19 protein-coding genes and 1 pseudogene are annotated in these 25,151 nt (G+C 69.8%); 2 read left to right on the top strand and 18 right to left on the bottom strand.

Annotated elements, in window-relative coordinates; translation table 11 throughout:
• Positions 1-161: 161 nt before the first annotated feature.
• Positions 162-1,810: pseudogene (locus DNK56_RS21580) on the bottom strand (IS200/IS605 family accessory protein TnpB-related protein).
• On the bottom strand, positions 1,803-2,381 hold the full coding sequence (locus DNK56_RS21575) for an IS607 family transposase (protein WP_111337209.1): 579 nt from the start codon (positions 2,379-2,381) through the stop codon (positions 1,803-1,805). Before DNK56_RS21575 ends, DNK56_RS21580 begins: the two are co-directional and overlap by 8 nt.
• A gap of 64 nt (positions 2,382-2,445) precedes the next feature.
• On the opposite strand from DNK56_RS21575, the gene fahA reads away from it, so the two are divergent.
• Positions 2,446-3,600, top strand: coding sequence for a fumarylacetoacetase (fahA, locus tag DNK56_RS21570; RefSeq protein ID WP_241990050.1), 1,155 nt, complete (start codon positions 2,446-2,448; stop codon positions 3,598-3,600).
• 46 nt (positions 3,601-3,646) lie between these two features.
• On the opposite strand, the gene recQ is transcribed toward fahA, so the two are convergent.
• The 15 genes from recQ to DNK56_RS21495 form a co-directional block, all read right to left on the bottom strand.
• Complete coding sequence (gene recQ, locus DNK56_RS21565; RefSeq protein WP_111339458.1) at positions 3,647-5,686, bottom strand: DNA helicase RecQ; 2,040 nt, start codon at positions 5,684-5,686, stop codon at positions 3,647-3,649.
• Between the two features lie 333 nt (positions 5,687-6,019).
• Positions 6,020-7,723: an NADH-quinone oxidoreductase subunit NuoN gene (nuoN, locus tag DNK56_RS21560; RefSeq protein WP_111337207.1), complete on the bottom strand. Its 1,704-nt coding sequence runs from the start codon at positions 7,721-7,723 to the stop codon at positions 6,020-6,022.
• On the bottom strand, positions 7,720-9,291 hold the full coding sequence (locus DNK56_RS21555; protein WP_111337205.1) for an NADH-quinone oxidoreductase subunit M: 1,572 nt from the start codon (positions 9,289-9,291) through the stop codon (positions 7,720-7,722). The genes nuoN and DNK56_RS21555 overlap by 4 nt, the downstream gene beginning before the upstream one ends.
• A gap of 4 nt (positions 9,292-9,295) precedes the next feature.
• Entirely contained in the window at positions 9,296-11,215 is a 1,920-nt protein-coding gene (nuoL, locus tag DNK56_RS21550) for an NADH-quinone oxidoreductase subunit L (RefSeq protein ID WP_111337203.1), read from the bottom strand.
• Positions 11,216-11,229: 14 nt separating this feature from the next.
• Positions 11,230-11,529 (bottom strand): NADH-quinone oxidoreductase subunit NuoK, encoded by a 300-nt coding sequence (gene nuoK, locus DNK56_RS21545; RefSeq protein WP_018101339.1) that lies wholly within the window; start codon positions 11,527-11,529, stop codon positions 11,230-11,232.
• A complete protein-coding gene (locus tag DNK56_RS21540) occupies positions 11,526-12,353 on the bottom strand; it encodes an NADH-quinone oxidoreductase subunit J (RefSeq protein WP_111337201.1) in 828 nt (275 codons plus the stop codon). The genes nuoK and DNK56_RS21540 overlap by 4 nt, the downstream gene beginning before the upstream one ends.
• Complete coding sequence (gene nuoI / locus DNK56_RS21535) at positions 12,350-13,054, bottom strand: NADH-quinone oxidoreductase subunit NuoI (protein ID WP_111337199.1); 705 nt, start codon at positions 13,052-13,054, stop codon at positions 12,350-12,352. The genes DNK56_RS21540 and nuoI overlap by 4 nt, the downstream gene beginning before the upstream one ends.
• Complete coding sequence (nuoH, locus tag DNK56_RS21530; RefSeq protein WP_111337197.1) at positions 13,047-14,450, bottom strand: NADH-quinone oxidoreductase subunit NuoH; 1,404 nt, start codon at positions 14,448-14,450, stop codon at positions 13,047-13,049. The genes nuoI and nuoH overlap by 8 nt, the downstream gene beginning before the upstream one ends.
• The gene (locus DNK56_RS21525; protein ID WP_111337195.1) at positions 14,447-16,954 is read right to left on the bottom strand and encodes an NADH-quinone oxidoreductase subunit G; all 2,508 of its coding nucleotides are present in this window, start codon (positions 16,952-16,954) and stop codon (positions 14,447-14,449) included. The genes nuoH and DNK56_RS21525 overlap by 4 nt, the downstream gene beginning before the upstream one ends.
• Positions 16,951-18,315, bottom strand: a complete 1,365-nt coding sequence (gene nuoF / locus DNK56_RS21520; protein WP_111337193.1) for an NADH-quinone oxidoreductase subunit NuoF — start codon at positions 18,313-18,315, stop codon at positions 16,951-16,953. Before nuoF ends, DNK56_RS21525 begins: the two co-directional genes overlap by 4 nt.
• Positions 18,315-19,058, bottom strand: coding sequence for an NADH-quinone oxidoreductase subunit NuoE (gene nuoE, locus DNK56_RS21515; protein ID WP_241990166.1), 744 nt, complete (start codon positions 19,056-19,058; stop codon positions 18,315-18,317). Before nuoE ends, nuoF begins: the two co-directional genes overlap by 1 nt.
• A 29-nt stretch (positions 19,059-19,087) precedes the next feature.
• Positions 19,088-20,410: an NADH-quinone oxidoreductase subunit D gene (locus tag DNK56_RS21510; protein ID WP_111337189.1), complete on the bottom strand. Its 1,323-nt coding sequence runs from the start codon at positions 20,408-20,410 to the stop codon at positions 19,088-19,090.
• Entirely contained in the window at positions 20,410-21,120 is a 711-nt protein-coding gene (locus tag DNK56_RS21505) for an NADH-quinone oxidoreductase subunit C (protein ID WP_111337187.1), read from the bottom strand. The genes DNK56_RS21510 and DNK56_RS21505 overlap by 1 nt, the downstream gene beginning before the upstream one ends.
• Positions 21,117-21,671 carry a NuoB/complex I 20 kDa subunit family protein gene (locus DNK56_RS21500; protein WP_111337185.1) on the bottom strand — a complete coding sequence of 185 codons (555 nt, stop codon included), beginning with the start codon at positions 21,669-21,671 and terminating at the stop codon, positions 21,117-21,119. Before DNK56_RS21500 ends, DNK56_RS21505 begins: the two co-directional genes overlap by 4 nt.
• 18 nt (positions 21,672-21,689) lie before the next feature.
• The gene (locus DNK56_RS21495; protein ID WP_003967084.1) at positions 21,690-22,049 is read right to left on the bottom strand and encodes an NADH-quinone oxidoreductase subunit A; all 360 of its coding nucleotides are present in this window, start codon (positions 22,047-22,049) and stop codon (positions 21,690-21,692) included.
• 783 nt (positions 22,050-22,832) lie between these two features.
• Between DNK56_RS21495 and DNK56_RS21490 the strand changes: the two genes are divergently transcribed.
• Entirely contained in the window at positions 22,833-23,681 is an 849-nt protein-coding gene (locus DNK56_RS21490) for a C40 family peptidase (protein WP_111337183.1), read from the top strand.
• Between the two features lie 148 nt (positions 23,682-23,829).
• On the opposite strand, the gene DNK56_RS21485 is transcribed toward DNK56_RS21490, so the two are convergent.
• Positions 23,830-25,113, bottom strand: a complete 1,284-nt coding sequence (locus tag DNK56_RS21485; RefSeq protein WP_111337181.1) for a geranylgeranyl reductase family protein — start codon at positions 25,111-25,113, stop codon at positions 23,830-23,832.
• Between the last annotated feature and the right edge of the window lie 38 nt (positions 25,114-25,151).

The raw sequence follows: 25,151 nt of genomic DNA, 5'->3' as shown, positions 1-25,151 counted from the left end.
GGCCCCGACGTAACGTGTCGTGCAAGCGACCCGACGTGTCATGCAAGCGACCCGGAAAGCGAGGCAGCGACAGATGCCCGAGCAGAGCAGCCCGCTCGATGTGCCCGAGGACGATCCCTTCGGCCCGCACAACCTGCCCTACGGCGTGTTCTCCACCGTTCCTAATCAGTGAGCAGGAGTGGGTCTTGGACCCACTGCCTGGTACTGCGCGCATCCCGAACGGTTTTGGATGCGCTGGTCCCCCGCGTTCCCTGTTGTGTCCCCGTTTGGCAGAGTGCATCGTGTGCACGTTCCGTGACGGGTGGGCGGGTTTCCTCACGCCCTGGGATACCACGATCGGCCTGTACGGTCCGATGCCCCGCTGCATCACTCTGGTGCTGCGGGGGCGGTGCCGTCCGTCGCCGGATCGGGTGCCCGAGGGCGCGTCGCCCGATCGCGATGCCGGCGGCATCGTGACGGGACATCTTTCGTCGTGGGGCGGTCAGCGGCTTGCGCCAGTGCTGGTCGCCCCACATCGAGGTGTAGGCCGGATCGACCGCGACAATACTCAGACCGGCCTCGGCTGCCATCGAGACCAGTCGGGCCTTCAGCTTCCCGGTGGGAATGCCGGAGATGAGCTGCCGGAACCGCTTTTTGCGACCATGCTTCTCGCGGGTCTTCTCGGTGGTGAAGTCCAGGTTCTCGATGCCGATGGCGGCGACGCCACAGCGTTTCGCCCAGTACAGGACCTGGGTGATGGCGTGCCGGATCTGCGCGTCACGGTGTTCAGCGGTGCCGGACAGGTCGTAGAAGAAGCGGCGCGGGTCTCCGACCGGGTTGCCGTGGATGTCGAGCCGGTAGGCGGCGAAGTGGTCGGCGTTCGTGTCGACGCCGATCATGCCTGCTGCGCGTGCGGTCTGAAGTGGGATCGTCCGGACCACCGGTCGCTGCCACGAGGCGGTGAGGTACCAGCGCCCACGCTCCACATCGAGGTGGATGCGATAGGCCACAGCCCGGTTGCTCTCGATGCGGTCGGCCCATTCCTGGCCCCGGTGCGCGAACGCGATCTTCGAGGTGAGGACGTAGCGTCCGTGCTTGGCGTTCGCCAGCTCCGCGAGCGGGGCCGGGAGCTTGATGGACACCTCGCCGTCGGGGGTGACGCGGATCGTCTCGTTCCCATACCGCTTCCCCGACTCGCCGTCGGCCGCGAGGAACCAACGCTCGGCCTCCCAGCGTTCCCGCCACTCGGCCTCGGTGAGCCGGGCGGCTTCGAGGTTGTGCCGGTTGCCCAGCAGTTTCCGGCCGCCACGCACGACATGCACGACACCGTTCTCACGGTCGGCACGCGCGACGTCGAGGCGGTGTTCCAGGATCGTCAGGCGTCGAGCTTTCCGGAACCACTCGCTCTTGGAGCGGTAGCCGCCCAGGGCACGCTTGGTGCCCTTCTCGCCGAGTGGTTGCGAGAGGCGGTGCGTCAGCGTGCGGACACCGGCCTCAAGGCCCTGGATGTGGGCGAGCCGGCAGCGACGTGAGAGCGCCCATTGATCGTGCGTGGCTTTCGTAATGGCTCCGGCCCACCGCGAGGACGAGGCTGCCGTCAGGCCCTGTTTACGCGCCGCCCACGTATCGGTGGAATGGTCGCCCGCGTCCTGGCAGCGGGCTTTGAGATCGCGGGACGCCAGGTGTCCGAGGTGTCCGCCGACCAGGCGCAGCACCTTGTCGTCTTCCGGCGTGAGGTGCTTGAGCCGGTCGCGGATCGCGACACCGGACGGGCCGGGGCGACGAACGGCGCGTCGATGGTGCGGAGCTGCTTCTTCTTCGGCTCAGTCATCGGCGGCAGCCGCCTCAAGAGCCTTCTCCGCCCGGTTCTTCGCGGAGCGCCGGCCGTACAGGCGGGCGCAGAACGAGGTCAGCACCTCGACCATGTCCCGCACCAGATCGTCTTCGACTTCGCCCTCGTCCAGAACCACCAGACGACGCCCGGAAGCGGCAAGCGCGGCCTCGACCAGTTCGACGTTCATCCGGCCAAGCCGGTCCTTGTGCTCGACCACGACCGTGGCCACGTCCGGATCGGCGAGCAGACGACGGGCCTTGGTACGCGAGCCGTTCATACCGGAAGCGATCTCGGATTCGATCCGCACGACCCGGTGCCCAGCCTTCGCGGCCCACTGGGCGAGCCGGGCCGTCTGGCGCTCCAAGTCCTGCTTCCGATCGTGCGAGGAGACACGGGCATACAAGCCCACACCACCCGTCACGGACGGTGAGGAGTTCGCTTCGATGTTCACCAGGATCGTGCGCGGTCCGACCCGCTCCGCAGGCACCGGCAACGTTCCCTCACGGAACCATCGATACGCGGTCTGCCGATGCACACCGTTCGCTTCAGCCCACTCCGTAAGGTTCACGAGCAAGATCGTAACATCGCTCAAGCGCTTTAACACTCACTCAATCGACTGTATAGGCGCACAGTTGACCACCCCCGACCGGCCGGAGCCGCGCGTCGGCGTCCGCATCGGCGACCACGTCCTGGACGCCGGGGCCGCCGCGCTCGCCCTCGGCTCGCCCTACGCCCGGCTGCTGGCCCAGCCCGACCTGATGGCCCTGCTCGGGGCCGGGCGCACCGCCTGGCGCGATGTGCGCCGCGCGCTGACCGCCTGGGTGACCGTCCCCGCCCACCGCGCGGACATGGAACCGCTGCTGCACCACCTGGACACGGTGACGCCGCATCTGCCGTACCGGGTCGCGGACTACGTGGACTTCTACGCAAGCGAGCACCACGCCTCCAACGTCGGCCGGATCTTCCGCCCGGACGCCGAGTCGCCCCTCACCCCCAACTGGAAGCACCTGCCGATCGGTTACCACGGGCGCGCGGGCACCGTCGTGGTCTCCGGCACCGAGGTCGTCCGCCCGGCCGGACAGCGCAAGGCCCCGGCCGACCCGGCGCCCGTCTTCGGCCCGTCCGGGAAGCTCGACATCGAGGCGGAGGTCGGCTTCGTCGTCGGCACCCCCTCCGAGCAGGGCACGCCCGTGCCGCTGGCCGACTTCCGGGACCACGTCTTCGGGATCTCGCTGCTCAACGACTGGTCGGCGCGCGACATCCAGGCCTGGGAGTACGTCCCGCTCGGCCCGTTCCTGGGCAAGTCCTTCGCGACCTCCGTCGCCGCCTGGGTCACCCCGCTGGAGGCCCAGGACGCCGCCCGCACCGCGCCGCCCGCCCGCGACCTCCCGGTCCTCCCCTATCTGGACGACTCCGCCGAGGACGAGCCCGGCGGCTACGACCTGCGGATGTCCGTCGCGATCAACGGGCACGTCGTCGCGGAGCCGCCGTTCGCCACGATGTACTGGACGGCCGCGCAGCAGCTCGCCCAGATGACGGTCAACGGCGCCTCGCTGCGCACCGGCGACCTGTACGCCTCGGGCACTGTCAGCGGACCCGAGCCGGGCCAGCGCGGCTGCCTCCTCGAACTCACCTGGAACGGCCGCGACCCGCTGGACCTCCCGGACGGCAAGCGCACCTTCCTGGAGGACGGCGACACGGTCACCCTCACCGCCTGGGCCCCCGGACCGGACGGCACGCGGGTGGGCCTCGGCGAGGTATCGGGCCGGGTGACCCCGACCGGCTGAGGGGGCCTGCGGGGCGGCCGGAGCGGCCGAGACGGCAGGGGCCGGCTCACTCGTACTCCGGGGGCTCCTCGTCCCAGCCGAACTCGGCGTCGTGAGCGGGGGCGGCGGGGGCCGGGGTGCTGGGGGCCGGGGGCTTCGCCGCCGGGGCCGGGGTGTCCGGGGTGCTGGGGGCCGGGGTGTCCGGGGTGTCCGGGGTGGCCGGGGTGGCCGGGGCGAGGCCGGACAGCACCTCCAGCACCGCTTCGCCGTACGTCGCCAGCTTCTTCTCGCCCAGGCCGCTGATGCCGCCCAGTTCGCCGAGCGTCGCCGGGCGGACCGTGGCGATCTCGCGCAGGGTCGCGTCGTGGAAGATCACATAGGCCGGGAGGCCCAGCTCCTTGGCCTGGGCGCCGCGCCAGGCGCGCAGGGCCTCGAAGACCGGGACGGCCGTCTCGGGGAGATCGGCGGCGACCGCCGCCTTGGGCTTGCGCTCGCCCCGGCCGGACGAGGACCGGGAGGCGGCCGGCTTCTTCGGCTCCTTGCGGAGCTGGACCTCGCGCTCCCGGCCCAGGACCGCGCCGCTCGCCTCCGTGAGGACCAGCGTGCCGTACTCGCCCTCGACGGCCAGGAGGCCCTGGGCGAGGAGCTGGCGGACCACGCCGCGCCACTCCGCCTCGTTCAGCTCCTCGCCGATGCCGAACACCGAGAGCTGGTCGTGGTCGAACTGGATGACCTTCGCCGTGCGGCGGCCGAGCAGGATGTCGACGATCTGGCCGGCCCCGAACTTCTGGTTCCGCTCGCGCTTGAGGCGGACCACTGCGGAGAGCAGCTTCTGCGCGGCCACCGTGCCGTCCCAGGTCTCGGGCGGGGTGAGGCAGGTGTCGCAGTTGCCGCAGGAGGCGGCGGCCGGTTCCTGGCCGAAGTACGTGAGGAGCTGGGCCCGGCGGCACTGCGCGGTCTCGCACAGGGCCAGCATCGAGTCCAGGTGGGCGGCGGCCCGGCGGCGGAAGGCCTCGTCGCCCTCGCCGCCCTGGATGAGCTTGCGCTGCTGGACGACGTCCTGGAGGCCGTACGCCATCCACGCCGTGGACGGGGCGCCGTCACGGCCGGCCCGGCCGGTCTCCTGGTAGTAGCCCTCGACGGACTTGGGCAGGTCCAGGTGGGCGACGAAGCGGACGTCCGGCTTGTCGATGCCCATGCCGAAGGCGATCGTCGCCACGACGACCAGGCCCTCCTCGCGCAGGAAGCGGGACTGGTGGGCCGCGCGCGTCCCGGCGTCGAGCCCCGCGTGGTACGGGACGGCCTCGATGCCGTTGCGGCAGAGGTATTCGGCGGTCTTCTCCGTGGACGCGCGGGACAGGCAGTAGACGATGCCCGCGTCCCCGGTGTGCTCCTCCTTGAGGAAGGAGAGCAGCTGCTTCTTCGGGTCCGCCTTGCCGACGATGCGGTACTGGATGTTGGGCCGGTCGAAGCTGGCCACGAAGTGCTTCGCGTCGGGCATGCCGAGGCGCTGGGTGATCTCCTGGTGCGTGGCGTTCGTCGCGGTGGCCGTCAGGGCGATGCGCGGGACGTCCGGCCAGCGCTCGCCCAGGACGGACAGGGCGAGGTAGTCGGGGCGGAAGTCGTGGCCCCACTGGGCGACGCAGTGCGCCTCGTCGATCGCGAAGACGGAGACCTCGCCGCGCGCCAGCAGCGCCAGCGTGGTGTCGAGGCGCAGCCGTTCCGGGGCGAGGTAGAGCAGGTCCAGCTCGCCGGCGACGAACTGGGCCTCCATCGAGCGGCGCTCGTCGAAGTCCTGCGTGGAGTTGATGAAGCCGGCCCGCACGCCGAGCGCCCGCAGCGCGTCCACCTGGTCCTGCATGAGGGCGATCAGCGGGGAGATCACGACGCCGGTGCCGCGCCGGACCAGGGCCGGGATCTGGTAGCAGAGGGACTTGCCGCCGCCGGTGGGCATGAGCACGACGGCGTCCCCGCCGGCCACCACGTGGTCGACGATCGCCTCCTGCTCGCCGCGGAACGCCTCGTAACCGAAGACACGGTGCAGCGTGCGCCGCGCCTCGCTCTCGGCCGCGGCGGCCGCCCCGCCCGTGGTCCCGTCGATGGTCATGTCCGTCACGCCCGTCCCGCTCATCGCTCTGTTCCCCCGGTACCGCACCGCTCCCGCTGCGTCCAGCGCTCTCCCTGCCACCCTAGGGTGTGTCCGACGGATCAGGGCCGGGGTCACGACGCCTGGTGCGGCACCTCGCCGCGTTACCGAAACACCCCGATAGCTCCGCTATCGCCGCGCTTCGGCGCCTTGCGATGCACCACACCAGACGCCGCGCCCTTCCCGACCCTGATCCGTCGGACACACCCTAAGCGCCGCCTGTGACAACGCCGGACGGGCTTGACTTCCCCCAAGGGTGCCAAGCCCGTCCGGCGATCTCGTACGGCCGCGCGGTTACCTCACGAACACCCCGGCCTGGCTCGCCAGGTCCAGGAAGTACTGCGGGGCCACGCCCAGCACCACCGTGAAGGCGACGCCGATCGCGATCGTGGTCATCGTCAGCGGGGACGGGACGGCGACCGTGGGGCCGTCCGCCTTCGGCTCGCTGAAGAACATCAGCACGATGACCCGGATGTAGAAGAACGCGGCGATCGCCGAGGAGATCACACCGACCACGACCAGGCCGCTCGCGCCGCCGTCCGCCGCCGCCTTGAACACCGCGAACTTGCCGGAGAAGCCCGAGGTCAGCGGGATACCGGCGAAGGCCAGCAGGAACACCGCGAAGACCGCGGCGACCAGCGGCGAGCGGCGGCCCAGCCCGGCCCACTTCGACAGGTGCGTCGCCTCGCCGCCCGCGTCCCGCACCAGGGTGACGACGGCGAAGGCGCCGACCGTCACGAAGGAGTAGGTGACGAGGTAGAAGAGGACGGACGAGATGCCCTCCGGGGTGGCCGCGATCACACCGGCCAGGATGAACCCGGCGTGCACGATCGAGGAGTAGGCCAGCAGCCGCTTGATGTCGGTCTGGGTGACCGCGACGACCGCGCCGCCCACCATCGTGAGGATCGCGACGCCCCACATGACCGGCCGCAGGTCCCAGGTGAGGCCCGGCACCACCACGTACAGCAGGCGCAGCAGCGCGCCGAACCCGGCGATCTTGGTGGCCGTGGCCATGAAGCCGGTGACCGGGGTCGGGGCGCCCTGGTAGACGTCCGGGGTCCACATGTGGAACGGGACGGCGCCGACCTTGAAGAGCAGGCCGGTCAGGATCATCGCGCCGCCGATGAGCAGCAGCGCGTCGTTGCCCATGGTGTCGGCGAGCACCGGGTCGATCTGCTGGATCGAGCCGTCGACCACCTCGGCGATGCGGGCGTACGAGACGGAGCCCGCGTACCCGTAGAGGAGGGCGATGCCGAACAGCAGGAACGCCGAGGAGAACGCGCCGAGCAGGAAGTACTTCACGGCCGCTTCCTGCGACATCAGCCGCTTGCGGCGGGCGACGGCGCACAGCAGGTAGAGCGGCAGCGAGAACACTTCCAGGGCCACGAACAGCGTCAGCAGGTCGTTGGCCGCCGGGAAGACCAGCATGCCGGCCACCGAGAACAGCACCAGCGGGAAGACCTCGGTGGTGGTGAACCCGGCCCGGACGGCGGCCTTCTCGCTGTCGCTGCCGGGCACGGACGCGGCCTGCGCGGCGAAGGAGTCCACCCTTCCCCAAGCTCTCAACTTCGTTCGAGCAGGGGATACCCCATCTCCATGCGACTCGGGGTCGAGCCGCCGTTCCGCGAAGGTGAACACGGCGACCAGGGACGTCAGCAGGATGAGGCCCTGGAGGAACAGCGAGGGCCCGTCCACCGCGATGGCGCCCATCGCGGCGAGCTGCGCCTTCGTCGTCGCGTATCCGTCGGTCGCCAGGCCGACCACCGCTGCGAACGCGGCGACCAGCGCGGCCACGGTCAGGAAGAGCTGGGTGTGGTACCGGGCGCGGCGCGGCACGAATGCCTCGACCAGGACCCCGAGGACGGCGACCCCGACCACGATCAGGATCGGGGCCAGCTGGGTGTACTCGATGACCGGGGCCTCGAACTTCTTGTCCGCGGCGAAGGTCGTCACCCCGCTCGCCGTCGTCCACAGACTGTGGACAGCTGTTGCGCTCACTTGGCGGCCTCCACCTCGGGCTGGGGGTCCTTCTTCTGTACGTCCGACATGGTGTGCTGGACCGCCGGGTTGACGATGTCGGTCAGCGGCTTCGGGTAGACACCCAGGAACAGCAGCAGCGCGATCAGCGGGACGACCACGACCAGCTCACGGGCCTTGAGGTCCGTCATGCCCTGCACCTCGGCCTTGACCGGGCCCGTCATGGTGCGCTGGTAGAGCACCAGGACGTAGATCGCGGCGAGCACGATGCCGACCGTGGCGACGATGCCGACCGCCGGATACGCGGCGAAGGCGCCGACCAGGACCAGGAACTCACTGACGAACGGGGCGAGCCCCGGCAGCGACAGCGTGGCCAGTCCGCCGATCAGGAAGGTGCCGGCGAGCACCGGGGCCACCTTCTGCACCCCGCCGTAGTCGGCGATGAGCCGGGAGCCGCGTCGGGTGATCAGGAAGCCCGCCACCAGCATCAGCGCGGCCGTCGAGAGGCCGTGGTTGACCATGTACAGCGTCGCGCCCGACTGGCCCTGGCTGGTCATCGCGAAGATGCCGAGCACGATGAACCCGAAGTGCGAGATGGACGCGTAGGCGATCAGCCGCTTGATGTCGCGCTGGCCGACCGCGAGCAGCGCCCCGTACACGATGCTGATCAGCGCCAGGACCAGGATCACCGGCGTCGCCCACTTGCTGGCCTCCGGGAACAGCTGGAGGCAGAAGCGGAGCATCGCGAACGTGCCGACCTTGTCCACGACGGCGGTGAGCAGCACCGCGATCGGGGACGTGGCCTCGCCCATGGCGTTGGGCAGCCAGGTGTGCAGCGGCCACAGCGGGGCCTTCACCGCGAAGGCGAAGAAGAACCCGAGGAAAAGCCACCGCTCGGTGCTCGTCGACATGGAGAGCGAGCCGTTGGCGCGGGCCTCGGCGATCTCGGAGAGCGAGAACGAGCCCGCGACCACGTACAGCCCGATCACCGCGGCCAGCATGATCAGCCCGCCGGCCAGGTTGTACAGGAGGAACTTGACCGCGGCGTACGAGCGCTGCGCCGCCGCGTTCTCGTCGCTGCCGGAGTGCGCCCGGTCGCCGAAGCCGCCGATGAGGAAGTACATCGGGATGAGCATGGCTTCGAACAGGATGTAGAAGAGGAAGACGTCGGTGGCCTCGAAGGAGAGGATCACCATCGCTTCCACCATCAGGATCAGGGCGAAGAAGCCCTGGGTGGGACGCCAGCGCGAGGACTTCGTCTCCAGGTCGTCGGCGTCGTGCCAGCCTGCCAGGATGACGAAGGGGATCAGCAGCGCGGTGAGCGCCATGAGCGCCACCCCGATGCCGTCCACGCCCAGTTCGTAGCGGACGCCGAAGTCCTTGATCCAGGCGTGCGATTCGGTGAGCTGGAAGCGGTCGCCGCCGGGCTCGAAGCGGGCGAGCGCGATGCCCGCGAGGACGAGCGTGCCCAGCGAGAAGGCCAGCGCGAGCCATTTGGCCGTCGTGCGCCGGGCCGCCGGGACGGCGGCGGTGGCGACGGCGCCGATCGCCGGGAGCGCCGCCGTCGCTGTCAGGAGGGGAAAGGACATGTGATCAGACCGCCCTCATCAGCAGGGTCGCGGCGATGAGAACCGCCGTACCGCCGAACATCGAGACCGCGTAGGAGCGGACGTAGCCGTTCTGCAGTTTGCGCAGCCGGCCGGAGAGCCCGCCCATGGCGGCGGCGGTGCCGTTGACGACACCGTCGACCAGGGTGTGGTCGACGTAGACCAGGGAGCGGGTGAGGTGCTCGCCGCCGCGGACCAGGACCACGTGGTTGAAGTCGTCCTGGAGGAGGTCGCGGCGCGCGGCGCGGGTGAGCAGCGAGCCGCGCGGGGCGGTCACCGGAACCGGCTTGCGGCCGTACATCGCCCAGGCGATGGCGACACCGACGACGAGCACCACCATGGTGGCGGCGGTGACGGTGGCCGCGCCGATCGGGGCGTCCCCGTGGTCGTGGCCGGTGACCGGCTCCAGCCAGTTCAGGAAGCGGTCCCCGATGGAGAAGAAGCCACCGGCGAAGACCGAGCCGAAGGCCAGCACGATCATCGGGATGGTCATGGACTTCGGGGACTCGTGCGGATGCGGCGCGTTGCCCTCCCCCGCGGCGGAGCCGCCATCGGCTTCAGTGGGCTGCCAGCGCTTCTCGCCGAAGAAGGTCAGCAGCATCACGCGCGTCATGTAGAACGCGGTGATCGCGGCGCCCAGCAGGGCGACGGAGCCGAGAATCCAGCCCTCGGTGCCGCCCTTGGCGAAGGCCGCCTCGATGATCTTGTCCTTGGAGAAGAAGCCGGACAGGCCGGGGAAGCCGATGATCGCGAGGTAGCCGAGGCCGAAGGTGATGAACGTGACCGGCATGTACTTCCGCAGGCCGCCGAACTTCCGCATGTCCACCTCGTCGTTCATGCCGTGCATGACCGAACCGGCGCCGAGGAAGAGCCCGGCCTTGAAGAAGCCGTGCGTCACCAGGTGCATGATCGCGAAGACGTAGCCGATGGGGCCGAGCCCGGCGGCCAGGATCATGTAGCCGATCTGCGACATCGTGGAACCGGCGAGGGCCTTCTTGATGTCGTCCTTCGCGCAACCGACGATCGCACCGAACAGCAGCGTGACCGCGCCGACGACCACGACGACCATCTGCGCGTCCGGGGCGCCGTTGAAGATGGCGCCGGAGCGGACGACGAGGTAGACGCCGGCGGTGACCATGGTGGCGGCGTGGATGAGGGCGGAGACCGGGGTCGGGCCCTCCATCGCGTCACCGAGCCAGGACTGCAGCGGCACCTGGGCCGACTTGCCGCAGGCGGCGAGCAGCAGCATCAGGCCGATGGCCGTCAGCTTGCCCTCGCTCGCCTCACCGGCCGACTCCAGGACCGGGCCGAAGGCGAACGTGCCGAAGGTGGTGAACATCAGCATGATCGCGATCGACAGGCCCATGTCGCCGACGCGGTTGACCAGGAACGCCTTCTTGGCGGCGGTGGCCGCGCTGGGCTTGTGCTGCCAGAAGCCGATGAGCAGGTACGACGCCAGGCCGACGCCCTCCCACCCGAGGTACAGCAGCAGGTAGTTGTCGGCGATGACCAGGACCAGCATCGCCGCGAGGAACAGGTTGAGGTAGCCGAAGAAGCGGCGCCGGCGCTCGTCGTGCTCCATGTAGCCGATCGAGTAGATGTGGATCAGCGTGCCCACACCGGTGATCAGCAGGACGAAGGTCATCGACAGCTGGTCGAGCTGGAAGGCCACATCGGCCTGGAAGCCCTCGACGGGCACCCAGCTGAACAGCTTCTGGTGCAGCGCGCGGTCCTCGGCGCCCCTGCCGAGCATGTCGGCGAAGAGCACCACGGCCACGACGAACGAGGCGGCGGCGAGCAGGGTGCCGAGCCAGTGCCCGGCGCGGTCGAGGCGCCGGCCGCCGCAGAGCAGCACCGCTGCCCCGAGCAGGGGCGCCGCGACGAGCAGCGCAATGAGGTTCTCCACAGTTCAAGCGCCCCTTACAACTTCATCAGGCTGGCGTCGTCGACCGAGGCCGAGTGGCGGGAACGGAACAGCGACACGATGATCGCGAGCCCGACCACGACCTCCGCGGCGGCGACGACCATCGTGAAGAAGGCGATGATCTGGCCGTCGAGGTTGCCGTGCATACGGGAGAAGGTGACGAACGCGAGGTTGCAGGCGTTGAGCATCAGCTCCACGCACATGAACACCACGATCGCGTTCCGCCGGATCAGCACCCCCGCCGCGCCGATGGTGAACAGCAGGGCGGCGAGATAGAGGTAGTTGACCGGATTCACTTGGCGACCTCCTCTTCTTCGGTGTCCCGGCCCAGCCGCTCACCGGAGCGCTGCTCCAGTGCCTTGAGGCCGGCCAGTGATTCCTGGGACACGTCACGCATCTGGCCGCGCTTGCGCAGCGTCCCCATGACGGTCAGCTCGGACGGGGTGCCGTCGGGGAGCAGGCCCGCGATGTCCACGGCGTTGTGCCGGGCGTAGACACCGGGGGCGGGCAGCGGCGGGAGGTGGTTGCTCCGCACGCGCTCCTCGGACAGTTCCCGCTGGGTCTTGGCGCGTTCGGTGCGCTCGCGGTGCGTGAGCACCATCGCGCCGACCGTGGCGGTGATCAGCAGGGCGCCGGTGATCTCGAAGGCGAAGACGTACTTGGTGAAGATGAGGCTGGCGAGCCCCTCCACGTTTCCGCCGTGCGCGGTGTTGGCGGTGCCCAGGCCGCTGAACGTCGTCAGCGAGGCGTTGCCGATACCGGCGATCAGCAGGACGCCGAAGCCGAGGCCGCATCCAGCGGCCAGCCAGCGCTGGCCCTTGAGCGTCTCCTTGAGCGAGTCCGCCGCGGTGACGCCGACGAGCATGACCACGAAGAGGAACAGCATCATGATCGCGCCGGTGTAGACGACGATCTGCACGATGCCGAGGAAGTAGGCGCCGTTGGCGAGGTAGAACACCGCCAGGATGATCATCGTCCCGGCGAGGCTCAGCGCGCTGTGCACCGCCCTCTTCAACAGCACCGTGGACAGGGCGCCGATCACGGCGATCGTGCCGAGCACCCAGAACTGGACGGCCTCGCCGGTCGAGGTCTGTGAGGCCGCTGCGGCCAGGCCGGTCATGCGTCCACCTCCTGCTCCCGCGCGGCGACGCGGTTCCCGCCGGCCTCGTCGGTCGGCTTCTCGCCCTTGGACACGGCGACCTGACGCTCCGTACCGGGGGCGGCCTCGGTGACCAGGCCCCGGTAGTAGTCCTGCTCGTCCGTGCCGGGGAAGATCGCGTGCGGGCTGTCGACCATGCCTTCCTCCAGGCCCGCGAGCAGCTCGTCCTTGGTGTAGATGAGGCTCTCGCGGGTGGTGTTGGCGAGCTCGAACTGGTTGGTCATCGTGAGCGCGCGGGTCGGGCACGCCTCGATGCACAGTCCGCACAGGATGCAGCGCGCGTAATTGATCTGGTAGACGCGGCCGTAGCGCTCCCCCGGCGAGTAGCGCTCCTCGTCGGTGTTGTCCGCGCCCTCCACGTAGATCGCGTCGGCCGGACAGGCCCAGGCGCACAGCTCGCAGCCGACGCACTTCTCCAGCCCGTCCGGATGGCGGTTGAGCTGGTGGCGGCCGTGGAAGCGGGGCGCCGTCACCTTCGGCGTCTCCGGATACTGCTCCGTCAGCCGCTTCTTGAACATGGCCTTGAAGGTCACGCCGAAGCCGGCCACCGGATTCAGGAACTTGTCCTCCGAGGACTGGGAGGACTGCGAGGACGCCGACCCCGTAGGCCCGGTGGACTTCGCCGGCCTCTTGGACCCCGGCGAATCAGGCAGTTCAGACACCGTCGGCCTCCTTTCCGTCACTCGGATTTCCGTCACTCTGAGTATCCATGCCGCCACTGACAACGAGCTCCCGCTCGCGGCGCGGCCTGCGCCTCGGTACCGGCGGCAGGGTCTGTCCGGGCAGCGGCGGCACCGGGAATCCACCCGCCATCGGGTCGAACGCCGGCTCGGGCTCCGCCTCGGCCGCGGCGGCCTTCTCCTTCTTGTCGCGGAAGATGTCGGCGACGAAGGAGATCAGCAGGATCGCGATCACGGCCCCGGCCACGTAGAGCAGGATCTTCGAGAAGTCGTAGCCCTCGTTGCGCAGCGCCCGCACCGTCGCGACCAGCATCAGCCAGACGACGGAGACCGGGATCAGGACCTTCCAGCCGAGCTTCATCAGCTGGTCGTAGCGGACGCGGGGCAGGGTGCCGCGCAGCCAGATGAAGAAGAACAGCAGCAGCTGGACCTTGACGACGAACCAGAGCATCGGCCACCAGCCCTGGTTCGCGCCCTCCCAGAAGGTGCTGATCGGCCACGGGGCCCGCCAGCCGCCCAGGAACAGGGTGGTGGAGACGGCGGCGACGGTGACCATGTTGACGTACTCGGCGAGCATGAACATCGCGAACTTGATCGACGAGTACTCGGTGTTGAAGCCGCCGACGAGGTCGCCCTCGGACTCCGGCATGTCGAACGGGGCGCGGTTGGTCTCACCGACCATCGTGACGATGTAGATGATGAAGGAGACCGGCAGCAGGATGATGAACCAGCGGTCCTCCTGCGCCTCCACGATCTTCGACGTGGACATCGACCCGGAGTAGAGGAACACCGAGGCGAACGCGGCGCCCATCGCGATCTCGTACGAGATCATCTGCGCGCAGGAGCGCAGCCCGCCGAGCAGCGGATAGGTCGAGCCGGACGACCAGCCGGCCAGCACGATGCCGTAGATCCCGACCGAGGCCACCGCGAGGATGTACAGCATCGCGATCGGCAGGTCGGTGAGCTGCATCGCCGTACGGTGGCCGAAGATCGAGACCTGGTTGTCGGCCGGGCCGAACGGGATGACCGCGATGGCCATGAACGCCGGGATGGCGGCGACGATCGGGGCGAGGACGTAGACGACCTTGTCCGCGCGCTTGACGATGACGTCTTCCTTGAGCATCAGCTTGATGCCGTCGGCCAGCGACTGGAGCATGCCCCAGGGGCCGTGCCGGTTGGGGCCGATGCGCAGCTGCATCCAGGCGACGACCTTGCGCTCCCACACGATGGAGAAGAGCACGGTCACCATCAGGAACGCGAAGCAGAACACGGCCTTGATGACGACGAGCCACCAGGGGTCGTTGCCGAACATCGACAGGTCCTCGGCGGCGAGCACCGAACCGTGCGGTGCCGCGGCCAGTTGAGCGAAGGCGGTCACGCCCGCACCTCCGGTGTGACGTCGGGGATACCGGCAGCGGCGGGGCCGATCCGGACCACGCCGCCGGGGCTCGCCCCGGTCGCGGCCGGCACACCCCGCCCGGTGGAGTTCAGCGGCACCCAGACCACCCGGTCCGGCATGTCGGTGATCCGGAGCGGCAGTTCGACGCTGCCGGCGGGGCCGGACACGGCGAGCAGGTCGCCCTCCTTCACGCCGGTCTCCGCGGCCGTGGCGGCGGAGAGCCGGGCCACCGCCTCGTGCCGGGTGCCGGCGAGCGCGGTGTCGCCCTCCTGGAGGCGGCCCAGGTCGAGCAGCATCCGGTGGCCGGCCAGGATCGCCTCGCCGTCGCCGGGCCGGGGCAGCGGCTGCGCCGAGGTCCGCGGCTCGTCCGCGTAACCGCCCTGCCAGCCGCCGAGCCGGTCCAGCTCGCGGCGGGCGGCCGCGAGGTCCGGGAGCGCGAAGCCCACGTCCATGGCGTCGGCCAGCATGTGCAGCACCCGCGCGTCGCCCGGGGCGAGGTTGCGGGTCATCTGGTCGGGCTTCAGCGCGGCCTCGAACATCCGCGCCCGGCCCTCCCAGTTGAGGAAGGTGCCCGACTTCTCGACCACCGCGGCGACCGGGAGCACCACGTCGGCGCGGTCGGTGACCTCGCTCGGGCGCAGCTCCAGCGAGACCAGGAAGCCGACCCGGTCCAGCGCCTCCAGGGCCCGCGCCGGGTCCGGCAGGTCCTCGGTGGAGACTCCGGCGACGAGCAGCGCGCCCAGTTCGCCGGTGGCCGCGGCCTCGACGATCTGGCCGGTGTCGCGGCCGAAGCGGGACGGCAGCTGGGCGACGCCCCAGACGGCGGCGACCTCGTCGCGGGCGCGCGGGTCGGTGGCCGGGCGGCCGCCGGGCAGCAGCGACGGGATCGCGCCCGCCTCCACCGCGCCGCGTTCGCCCGCCCGGCGCGGAATCCACACCAGCCGGGCCCCGGTCGCGGTCGCGGCCCGGATCGCGGCGGTCAGCCCGCCGGGCACCCCGGCCAGCCGCTCGCCGACCACGATCAGCGCGTTCTCACCGCGCAGCGCCTCGGCCGCCGCTGCGCCCTCGCCGTCCAGGCCGACGCCGCCCGCGATGGCGTCCAGCCACTCGGTTTCGGTGCCGGGTGCGGCGGGAAGCAGGACGCCGCCCGCCTTCGCCAGACCGCGGGTGGCGTGCGAGGCGATGGAGTAGGTGCGCTGCCCGTGCTTGCGGTGGGCCTTGCGCAGCCGCAGGAAGACGCCGGGCGCCTCCTCCTCCGACTCGAACCCGACCAGGAGCACGGCGGGCGCCTTCTCCAGCGAGCCGTACGTGACACCCGATCCGTCCAGGTCCCGGCCGCGCCCGGCGACGCGCGAGGCCAGGAAGTCGGCCTCCTCGCCGCTGTGCACGCGGGCCCGGAAGTCGATGTCGTTGGTGTCCAGGGCGACCCGCGCGAACTTGCTGTACGCGTAGGCGTCCTCGACGGTGAGCCGGCCGCCGGTGAGGACGCCGGTCCGGCCGCGGGCGGCGGAGAGTCCGGCGGCTGCCGCGGCCAGCGCCTCGGGCCAGTTCGCCGGTTCCAGTTCGCCGGATTCGCGGCGCACCAGCGGGGTGGTGAGCCGGTCGCGCTGCTGGGCGTAGCGGAAGCCGAAGCGGCCCTTGTCGCAGAGCCATTCCTCGTTGACCTCGGGGTCGTCGGCCGCGAGGCGGCGCATGACCTTGCCGCGCCGGTGGTCGGTGCGGGTGGCGCAGCCGCCGGAGCAGTGCTCGCACACGGAGGGCGTGGAGACCAGGTCGAAGGGGCGGGAGCGGAACCGGTACGCGGCCGAGGTCAGTGCCCCGACCGGGCAGATCTGGATGGTGTTGCCGGAGAAGTACGACTCGAACGGGTCGCCCTCGCCGATGCCGACCTGCTGGAGCGCGCCGCGCTCGATCAGCTCGATCATCGGGTCGCCGGCCACCTGGTTGGAGAACCGGGTGCAGCGGGCGCACAGGACGCAGCGCTCGCGGTCCAGCAGCACCTGGGTGGAGATCGGCACGGGCTTCTCGTACGTGCGCTTCTTCCCGTCGAAGCGGGAGGTCGCGTCGCCGTGCGACATGGCCTGGTTCTGCAGGGGGCACTCGCCGCCCTTGTCGCAGACCGGGCAGTCCAGCGGGTGGTTGATGAGCAGCAGCTCCATCACGCCGCGCTGCGCCTTCTCGGCGACCGGCGAGGTGATCTGCGACTTGACGACCATGCCGTCGGTGCAGGTGATGGTGCAGGACGCCATCGGCTTGCGCTGGCCCTCGACCTCGACGATGCACTGCCGGCAGGCGCCGGCCGGGTCGAGGAGGGGGTGGTCGCAGAAGCGCGGGATCTCGATGCCGAGGAGTTCGGCGGCGCGGATGACCAGGGTGCCCTTGGGCACGCTGATCTGGATGCCGTCGATGGTCAGCGTGACGAGGTCCTCGGGCGGGATGGCCGCTTCGCCGCCCCCGGAGGGCGCACTCGTGGTGACTGTCATGCGTTCACCCCCTGGTGAGCGTTCTTGTCGTCGGCCCAGAGGGTCGACTTGGCGGGATCGAAGGGGCAGCCCTTGCCGGTGATGTGCTGCTCGTACTCGTCGCGGAAGTACTTGAGCGAGGAGAAGATCGGCGAGGCGGCGCCGTCGCCGAGGGCGCAGAACGACTTACCGTTGATGTTGTCGGCGATGTCGTTGAGCTTGTCGAGGTCGCTGAGGGTGCCGGCCCCGTTTTCGATGGCACGGAGGAGCTGGACGAGCCAGTAGGTGCCCTCGCGGCAGGGGGTGCACTTGCCGCAGGACTCGTGGGCGTAGAACTCGGTCCAGCGGGTGACGGCCCGCACCACGCACGTCGTCTCGTCGAAGCACTGGAGCGCCTTGGTGCCGAGCATGGACCCGGCGGCGCCGACGCCCTCGTAGTCGAGGGGGACGTCGAGGTGCTCCTCGGTGAACATCGGGGTGGAGGAGCCGCCGGGCGTCCAGAACTTGAGGCGGTGGCCGGGGCGCATGCCGCCGCTCATGTCGAGGAGCTGGCGCAGCGTGATGCCGAGCGGGGCCTCGTACTGTCCGGGTCCGGCGACGTGGCCGCTGAGCGAGTACAGCGTGAAGCCGGGGGACTTCTCGCTGCCCATCGACTTGAACCAGTCCTTGCCCTTGTTCAGGATCGCGGGAACCGAGGCGATGGATTCGACGTTGTTCACCACGGTGGGGCAGGCGTACAGACCGGCGACCGCGGGGAAGGGGGGGCGCAGCCGGGGCTGGCCGCGCCGTCCTTCGAGGGAGTCGAGCAGCGCCGTTTCCTCACCGCAGATGTACGCGCCGGCGCCGGCGTGGACGGTGAGTTCGAGGTCGAGTCCGGAGCCGAGGATGTCCTTGCCGAGGTAGCCCGCCTCGTACGCCTCGCGCACGGCCTCGTGCAGCCTGCGCAGGACGGGGACGACCTCGCCGCGCAGGTAGATGAAGGCGTGCGAGGAGCGGATCGCGTAGCAGGCGATCACGATGCCCTCGATGAGGCTGTGCGGGTTGGCGAAGAGAAGCGGGATGTCCTTGCAGGTGCCCGGTTCCGACTCGTCGGCGTTGACGACGAGGTAGTGCGGCTTGCCGTCGCCCTGCGGGATGAACTGCCACTTCATCCCGGTGGGGAAGCCGGCGCCGCCGCGGCCGCGCAGACCGGCGTCCTTGACGTACGCGATGAGGTCGTCCGGGGACATGGCGAGGGCCTTGCGCAGTCCCTCGTACCCCTCGTGGCGGCGGTAGGTGTCCAGGGTCCAGGAGTTCGGCTGGTCCCAGAAGGCGGACAGGACGGGTGCGAGCAGCTTCTCGGGGCTGGTCCCGTTCTGGTTGAGTTCGGTGGCCACCGTCATCACTCCCCCTCCTCGGCGGCGGGCCCGGCCGGGCGGTCGCCGGGTGCCTCACCGCGCGGGCCCACGACGCGGGCCTTCGGCGCGGCCTCGCCCTTGGCGAGCTTGAGGCCGATGAGCGAGGCGTGCCCCGCGCCGCCGGACGCCTCGACGGCGCCGGGGCGCTCGTCGGGGAAGCCGGCCAGGATGCGGGCGGTCTCCTTGTAGGTGCACAGGGGTGCGCCGCGGGTGGGCTCGACGGTGCGGCCGGCGATCAGGTCGTCGACGAGTTGCGTCGCGCTCTCGGGGGTCTGGTTGTCGAAGAACTCCCAGTTGACCATCACGACGGGCGCGAAGTCGCAGGCGGCGTTGCACTCGATGTGTTCGAGGGTGACCTTGCCGTCCTCGGTGGTCTCGTCGTTGCCGACGCCGAGGTGTTCCTTGAGCCGGTCGAAGATGGCGTCGCCGCCCATGACGGCGCAGAGCGTGTTGGTGCAGACGCCGACCTGGTAGTCGCCGCTGGGCTTGCGGCGGTACATCGTGTAGAAGGTGGCGACCGCGGTGACCTCGGCGGTGGTGAGGTCGAGCATCTCGGCGCAGAACGCCATGCCCGTACGGGAGACGTAGCCCTCCTCGGACTGCACGAGGTGCAGCAGCGGCAGCAGCGCGGAGCGGCTGCCGGGGTAGCGGGCGATCACCTCCTTCGCATCCGCTTCGAGCCTGGCGCGCACCTCGGCCGGGTAGGCGGGGGCGGGGAGCTGCGGCATCCCCAGACTGACTTCCTGACGTGCTTCGGTCACCGGTCGACGCCTCCCATCACGGGGTCGATGGATGCGACGGCGACGATGACGTCGGCGACCTGGCCGCCCTCGCACATCGCCGCCATGGCCTGGAGGTTGGTGAAGGACGGGTCGCGGAAGTGGACCCGGTAGGGGCGGGTGCCGCCGTCCGAGACGACGTGCACGCCGAGTTCGCCCTTGGGGGACTCGACGGCGGTGTACGCCTGTCCGGCGGGAACCCGGAAGCCCTCCGTCACCAGCTTGAAGTGGTGGATCAGGGCCTCCATGGAGGTGCCCATGATCTTCTTGATGTGGTCGAGCGAGTTGCCGATGCCGTCCGGGCCGAGCGCGAGCTGCGCGGGCCAGGCGATCTTCTTGTCGGCGACCATGACCGGTCCGGGTTCGAGCCGGTCGACGCACTGCTCGATGATGCGCAGCGACTGGCGCATCTCCTCCAGGCGGATGAGGAAGCGTCCGTAGGAGTCGCAGGTGTCCGCGGTGGGCACGTCGAACTCGTAGTTCTCGTAGCCGCAGTACGGGTCGGTCTTGCGCAGGTCGTGCGGGAGGCCGGCGGAGCGCAGGATGGGTCCGGTGGCGCCGAGGGCCATGCAGCCGGTGAGGTCGAGGTAGCCGACGTCCTGGAGGCGGGCCTTGAAGATGGGGTTGCCGGTGGCGAGCGCGTCGTACTCCGGCAGGTTCTTCTTCATGGTCTTCACGAACTCGCGGATCTGGTCCACCGCGCCGGGCGGCAGGTCCTGGGCGAGTCCGCCGGGGCGGACGAACGCGTGGTTCATGCGGAGCCCGGTGATCAGCTCGAAGAGGTCGAGCACCAGCTCCCGGTCGCGGAAGCCGTAGATCATGATCGTGGTGGCGCCCAGCTCCATGCCGCCGGTGGCGATGCACACCAGGTGCGAGGAGATCCGGTTGAGCTCCATCAGGAGCACGCGCAGGACGCCGGCCCGGTCGGGGATCTGGTCCTCGATGCCGAGGAGCTTCTCGACGCCCAGGCAGTAGGCCGTCTCGTTGAAGAACGGCGTCAGGTAGTCCATGCGCGTGACGAAGGTGGTGCCCTGCGTCCAGCTGCGGTATTCGAGGTTCTTCTCGATGCCGGTGTGGAGGTAGCCGATGCCGCAGCGGGCCTCGGTGACGGTCTCGCCGTCGATCTCCAGGATGAGCCGGAGCACGCCGTGCGTGGACGGGTGCTGCGGGCCCATGTTGACGATGATGCGCTCGTCGTCGGACTTGGCCGCGGTCTCGACGACCTCGTCCCAGTCGCCGCCGGTGACTGTATATACAGTCCCCTCGGTGGTGGCGCGGGGTGTGGCATGGGGAGTGGTCATCAGGAGTACGACCTCCGCTGGTCCGGAGCCGGGATCTGGGCGCCCTTGTACTCGACGGGGATGCCGCCGAGCGGGTAGTCCTTGCGCTGCGGGAAGCCCTGCCAGTCGTCCGGCATCATGATCCGGGTCAGGGCCGGGTGCCCGTCGAAGACGAGTCCGAAGAAGTCGTACGCCTCGCGCTCGTGCCAGTCGTTGGTCGGATAGACCGGGACGAGGGACGGCAGGTGGCGGTCGTCGTCCGGCGTGGAGACCTCCAGCCGGATGAGCCGGCCGTGGGTGATCGAGCGCAGGTGGTAGACGGCGTGCAGCTCGCGGCCCTTGTCGCCGGGGAAGTGCACGCCGCTGACGCCGGTGCACAGTTCGAAGCGGAGGGCCGGGTCGTCGCGCAGGGTCTTCGCGACGGTGACCAGGTGCTCGCGGGCGATGTGGAAGGTCAGCTCGCCCCGGTCGACCACGGTCTTCTCGATCGCGTTCTCCGGGAGGAGGTCCTGCTCCTCCAGGGCGCCCTCCAGCTCGTCGGCCACCTCGTCGAACCAGCCGCCGTAGGGGCGGGAGGAGGCGCCGGGCAGGGCGACGGTGCGGACGAGGCCGCCGTAGCCGGAGGTGTCGCCGCCGTTGTTGGCGCCGAACATGCCCTTGCGTACGCCGATGACCTCGCCGTGCACGTCGCGCGGGGCGGGGACGGCGGAGCCGTTGTGCTCGTCGCTCATCGCAGCAGCCCCTTCATCTCGATGAGGGGCAGGGCCTTGAGCGCCGCTTCCTCCGCCTCGCGGGCGGCTTCCTCGGCGTTGACCCCGAGCTTGGAGCCCTGGATCTTCTGGTGCAGCTTGAGGATCGCGTCCATCAGCATCTCGGGCCGCGGTGGGCAGCCCGGCAAATAGATATCAACCGGGACGATGTGATCAACGCCCTGAACAATCGCGTAATTGTTGAACATTCCGCCCGATGACGCGCAGACGCCCATGGAGATGACCCACTTGGGGTTCGGCATCTGGTCGTAGACCTGCCGCAGGACGGGCGCCATCTTCTGGCTCACCCGCCCGGCCACGATCATCAGGTCCGCCTGCCGCGGCGAGCCGCGGAAGACCTCCATGCCGAAGCGGGCCAGGTCGTAGCGGCCCGCCCCGGTGGTCATCATCTCGATGGCGCAACAGGCGAGGCCGAATGTCGCCGGGAAGACGGAGGACTTCCGCACCCAGCCGGCCGCCTGCTCGACGGTGGTCAGAACGAAGCCGCTCGGCAGCTTCTCTTCGAGTCCCATGGTGTGCCCCTCAGCCCCTCAGTCCCATTCCAGGCCGCCGCGCCGCCACACATACGCGTAGGCGACGAAGACGGTGAGCACGAAGAGCAGCATCTCCACGAGCCCGAAGATCCCCAGGGCGTCGAAGCTGACCGCCCAGGGATAGAGGAAGACGATCTCGATGTCGAAGACGATGAAGAGCATCGCCGTCAGGTAGTACTTGATGGGAAAGCGGCCGCCTCCGGCCGGCGTCGGCGTGGGTTCGATACCGCACTCGTACGCTTCGAGCTTTGCCCGGTTGTACCGCTTGGGGCCGATAAGCGTGGCCATGACCACGGAGAAGATCGCAAACCCTGCCCCGAGGGCGCCGAGCACGAGGATGGGCGCGTAGGCATTCACGCTCCTCGCTCCTTCCAGTCGTCCTTGACCGTTGGACCGCATCGGGCGAACAGGGTCCCCGCCTCACCAAGATCGTGCATATGTGAGGCAGTTCACAAGCCCGACTGCCCCGCATCCTATGCCCGTCGTCCTGTGATCTGCGACACGGGGTACGACAACGTCTTTGTGATCTCCACCACCTGACGAACGATCATGAAGTCGGATGAGCGGTGATCTTCGTACACGAAGCGGCCGAGTGATCACGAGAGGTGACATCTCCTGCTGTTATCGCTGGTCACAAGGGTGTCGCACTATCAAGCCGGGGCGTCACGCGCAAAATTGGCGATGGACGCGACCGGGTGATAAAGGGTCCGACCCTCCTCCGGAGCGGGGCCGGACGGACCGGGGGTCACCCGCGCGGGGGTTCCGGGGGAACGAAGTGGACGCGTACCGACATAAGCCCCTTAACGGGGCGAACCGACCGGCGGTGTCCGCGAGTTCGGCGACCGGCCGCGCCGCGCGCCCGTGTGCCCGACTCGGCTAGATCACCCTGTGACCTGCGTCACTCCTCACGGACCGTTATAGAAGCGGGCTTGGCCAACTGTGTGAACGAGTGGTAAGCACAGGGCAATTCGGGCGTATTGCAGAAAACCCGTGATCACAGGCGTGATCACCACTGCCTGATTTGCCCGTTACGGCGTCAATAAAGGCCGCCAGAAAGCGGATTCACAGATTCCGGACGTAACTGTGTCGCAACACACGTTTCTTGAAGGGACCCCGCACGCCCTGATAGCGCTAGTACCCATGTCCCACACCGCTCTCATACCCAGCCACCGGAAGCCCCGCCGGAACGCCTCGACGACGGCGCTGCGTGCCGGAGTTGCCGGTGGCGTCCTCAGCACCATCGCGGTCGCGGGTGCCGCCGGTCCGGCCCAGGCCGAACCGGTGACCCAGACGATCGAGATGCCCACCATCACGGCGGGACTCTCCACCACGGCCGCCGCATCCGCCGCGGCGACGCAGCAGGTGGCCCAGGACCTGGCGACGCAGGCCCAGGAGGACGCCGCGGCCGCCGGTGCCGCCAAGGACGCCAAGAAGGCCAAGGCGGAGGCCGTCCGCAAGGCCGAGGCCAAGAAGAAGGCCGAGGCGGCCGCCAAGGCCAAGGCGGAGGCCACCGAGCGCGCCTCCCGCGCCGCGGCCCGCACCACCCTCCAGTCGACCAGCGGCTCGTCGTCCTCCGGCTCCACCGCCACCACGACGACCTCGACCTCGACCACGTCGACGTCCTCCCGCGCCACCGGCTCCGCGGCCTCCGTCGTGGCGTTCGCGCAGGCGCAGGTCGGCGACGCGTACGTGTCCGGCGGCACCGGCCCCAACTCCTGGGACTGCTCCGGCCTGGTCCAGGCCGCGTTCCGCACGGTGGGCGTGGACCTGCCGCGCATCTCGCAGTCCCAGTCGACCTTCGGCACCCAGGTCGGCCTCGGCAACCTCCAGCCCGGCGACATCCTGTACTGGGGCAGCGCCGGCAGCGCGTACCACGTCGGGATCTACGTGGGCGGCGGCCAGTTCGTCGGCGCGCAGAACTCCTCCACCGGTGTGGTGCAGCGCCCGCTGTCGTACGACCCGCCGACCGGCGCGGTCCGCGTCCTGTAGGACCCGGCCCCGACCCGTGCGCGGCACCCCCGCGTTCACGGATTCACAAGCGTGCTCCGCACGTCAGGCGCACGAAGGAGCCGTCACTCCCCCGCTCGGGAGTGACGGCTCCTCTCGTTTGTGAACGCCGTCCGCTTGTGAACGGGCGTTACGAGCGCGGCGAGACCTTCGCCAGACCGTTGATGATGCGGTCCATCGCGTCGCCGCCGGCCGGGTCGGTCAGGTTGGCGAGCATCTTGAGCGTGAACTTCATCAGCAGCGGGTGCGTCAGCCCGCGCTGGGTCGCGACCTTCATGACCTTCGGGTTGCCGATCAGCTTCACGAAGGCGCGGCCCATCGTGTAGTAGCCGCCGTAGGTCTCCTTGAGCACCCTCGGGTAGTTGTTCAGCGCGAGTTCCCGCTGGGCGGGGGTCGCCCGCGCGTGCGCCTGCACGATGACGTCGGCCGCGATCTGGCCCGACTCCATGGCGTACGCGATGCCCTCGCCGTTGAACGGGTTGACCATGCCGCCCGCGTCACCGACCAGCAGCAGGCCCTTGGTGTAGTGCGGCTGGCGGTTGAAGGCCATCGGCAGGGCGGCGCCGCGGATCGGCATCGTCATGTTCTCCGGGGTGTACCCCCAGTCCTCCGGCATCGAGGCGCACCACGCCTTGAGGACCTCGCGCCAGTCCAGCTCCTTGAACGCCGAGGAGGAGTTCAGGATGCCGAGGCCGACGTTGGAGGTGCCGTCGCCCATGCCGAAGATCCAGCCGTAGCCGGGCAGCAGCTTCTCCTGCGGCCCGCGCCGGTCCCACAGCTCCAGCCAGGACTCCAGGTAGTCGTCGTCGTGCCGGGGCGAGGTGAAGTACGTCCGCACGGCCACGCCCATCGGGCGGTCCTCGCGGCGGTGCAAACCCATCGCGAGGGAGAGCCGGGTGGAGTTGCCGTCGGCGGCGACGACGAGCGGGGCGTGGAAGGTGACCGGGGTCTTCTCCTCACCGAGCTTCGCGTGCACCCCGGTGATCCGGCCGGTGCGCTCGTCGGTGATCGGGGCGCCGACGTTGCACCGCTCGTACAGCCGGGCACCGGCCTTCTGGGCCTGCCGGGCCAGCTGCTCGTCGAAGTCGTCGCGCTTGCGGACGAGGCCGTAGTCCGGGTAGGAGGCGAGATCCGGCCAGTCCAGCTGGAGCCGGACGCCGCCGCCGATGATGCGCAGGCCCTTGTTGCGCAGCCAGCCCGCCTCCTCGGAGATGTCGATGCCCATGGCCACGAGCTGCTTGGTGGCGCGCGGCGTGAGGCCGTCGCCGCAGACCTTCTCGCGCGGGAACGCCGTCTTCTCCAGGAGCAGGACGTCGAGACCGGCCTTGGCCAGGTAGTAGGCGGTCGTGGAGCCGGCGGGGCCCGCCCCGACGACGATGACGTCCGCGCTGTGTTCGGACAGGGGTTCGGTCACGGTCGGTTCTCCCGAAGACTCGAATTCGCGTGCCGCGC

The sequence above is a fragment of the Streptomyces sp. AC1-42W genome (assembly GCF_003248355.1).
Lineage (GTDB): Bacteria > Actinomycetota > Actinomycetes > Streptomycetales > Streptomycetaceae > Streptomyces.
Note: the sequence above shows the minus strand (reverse complement) of the source record. Positions and strands in the feature narration are given on the sequence as shown.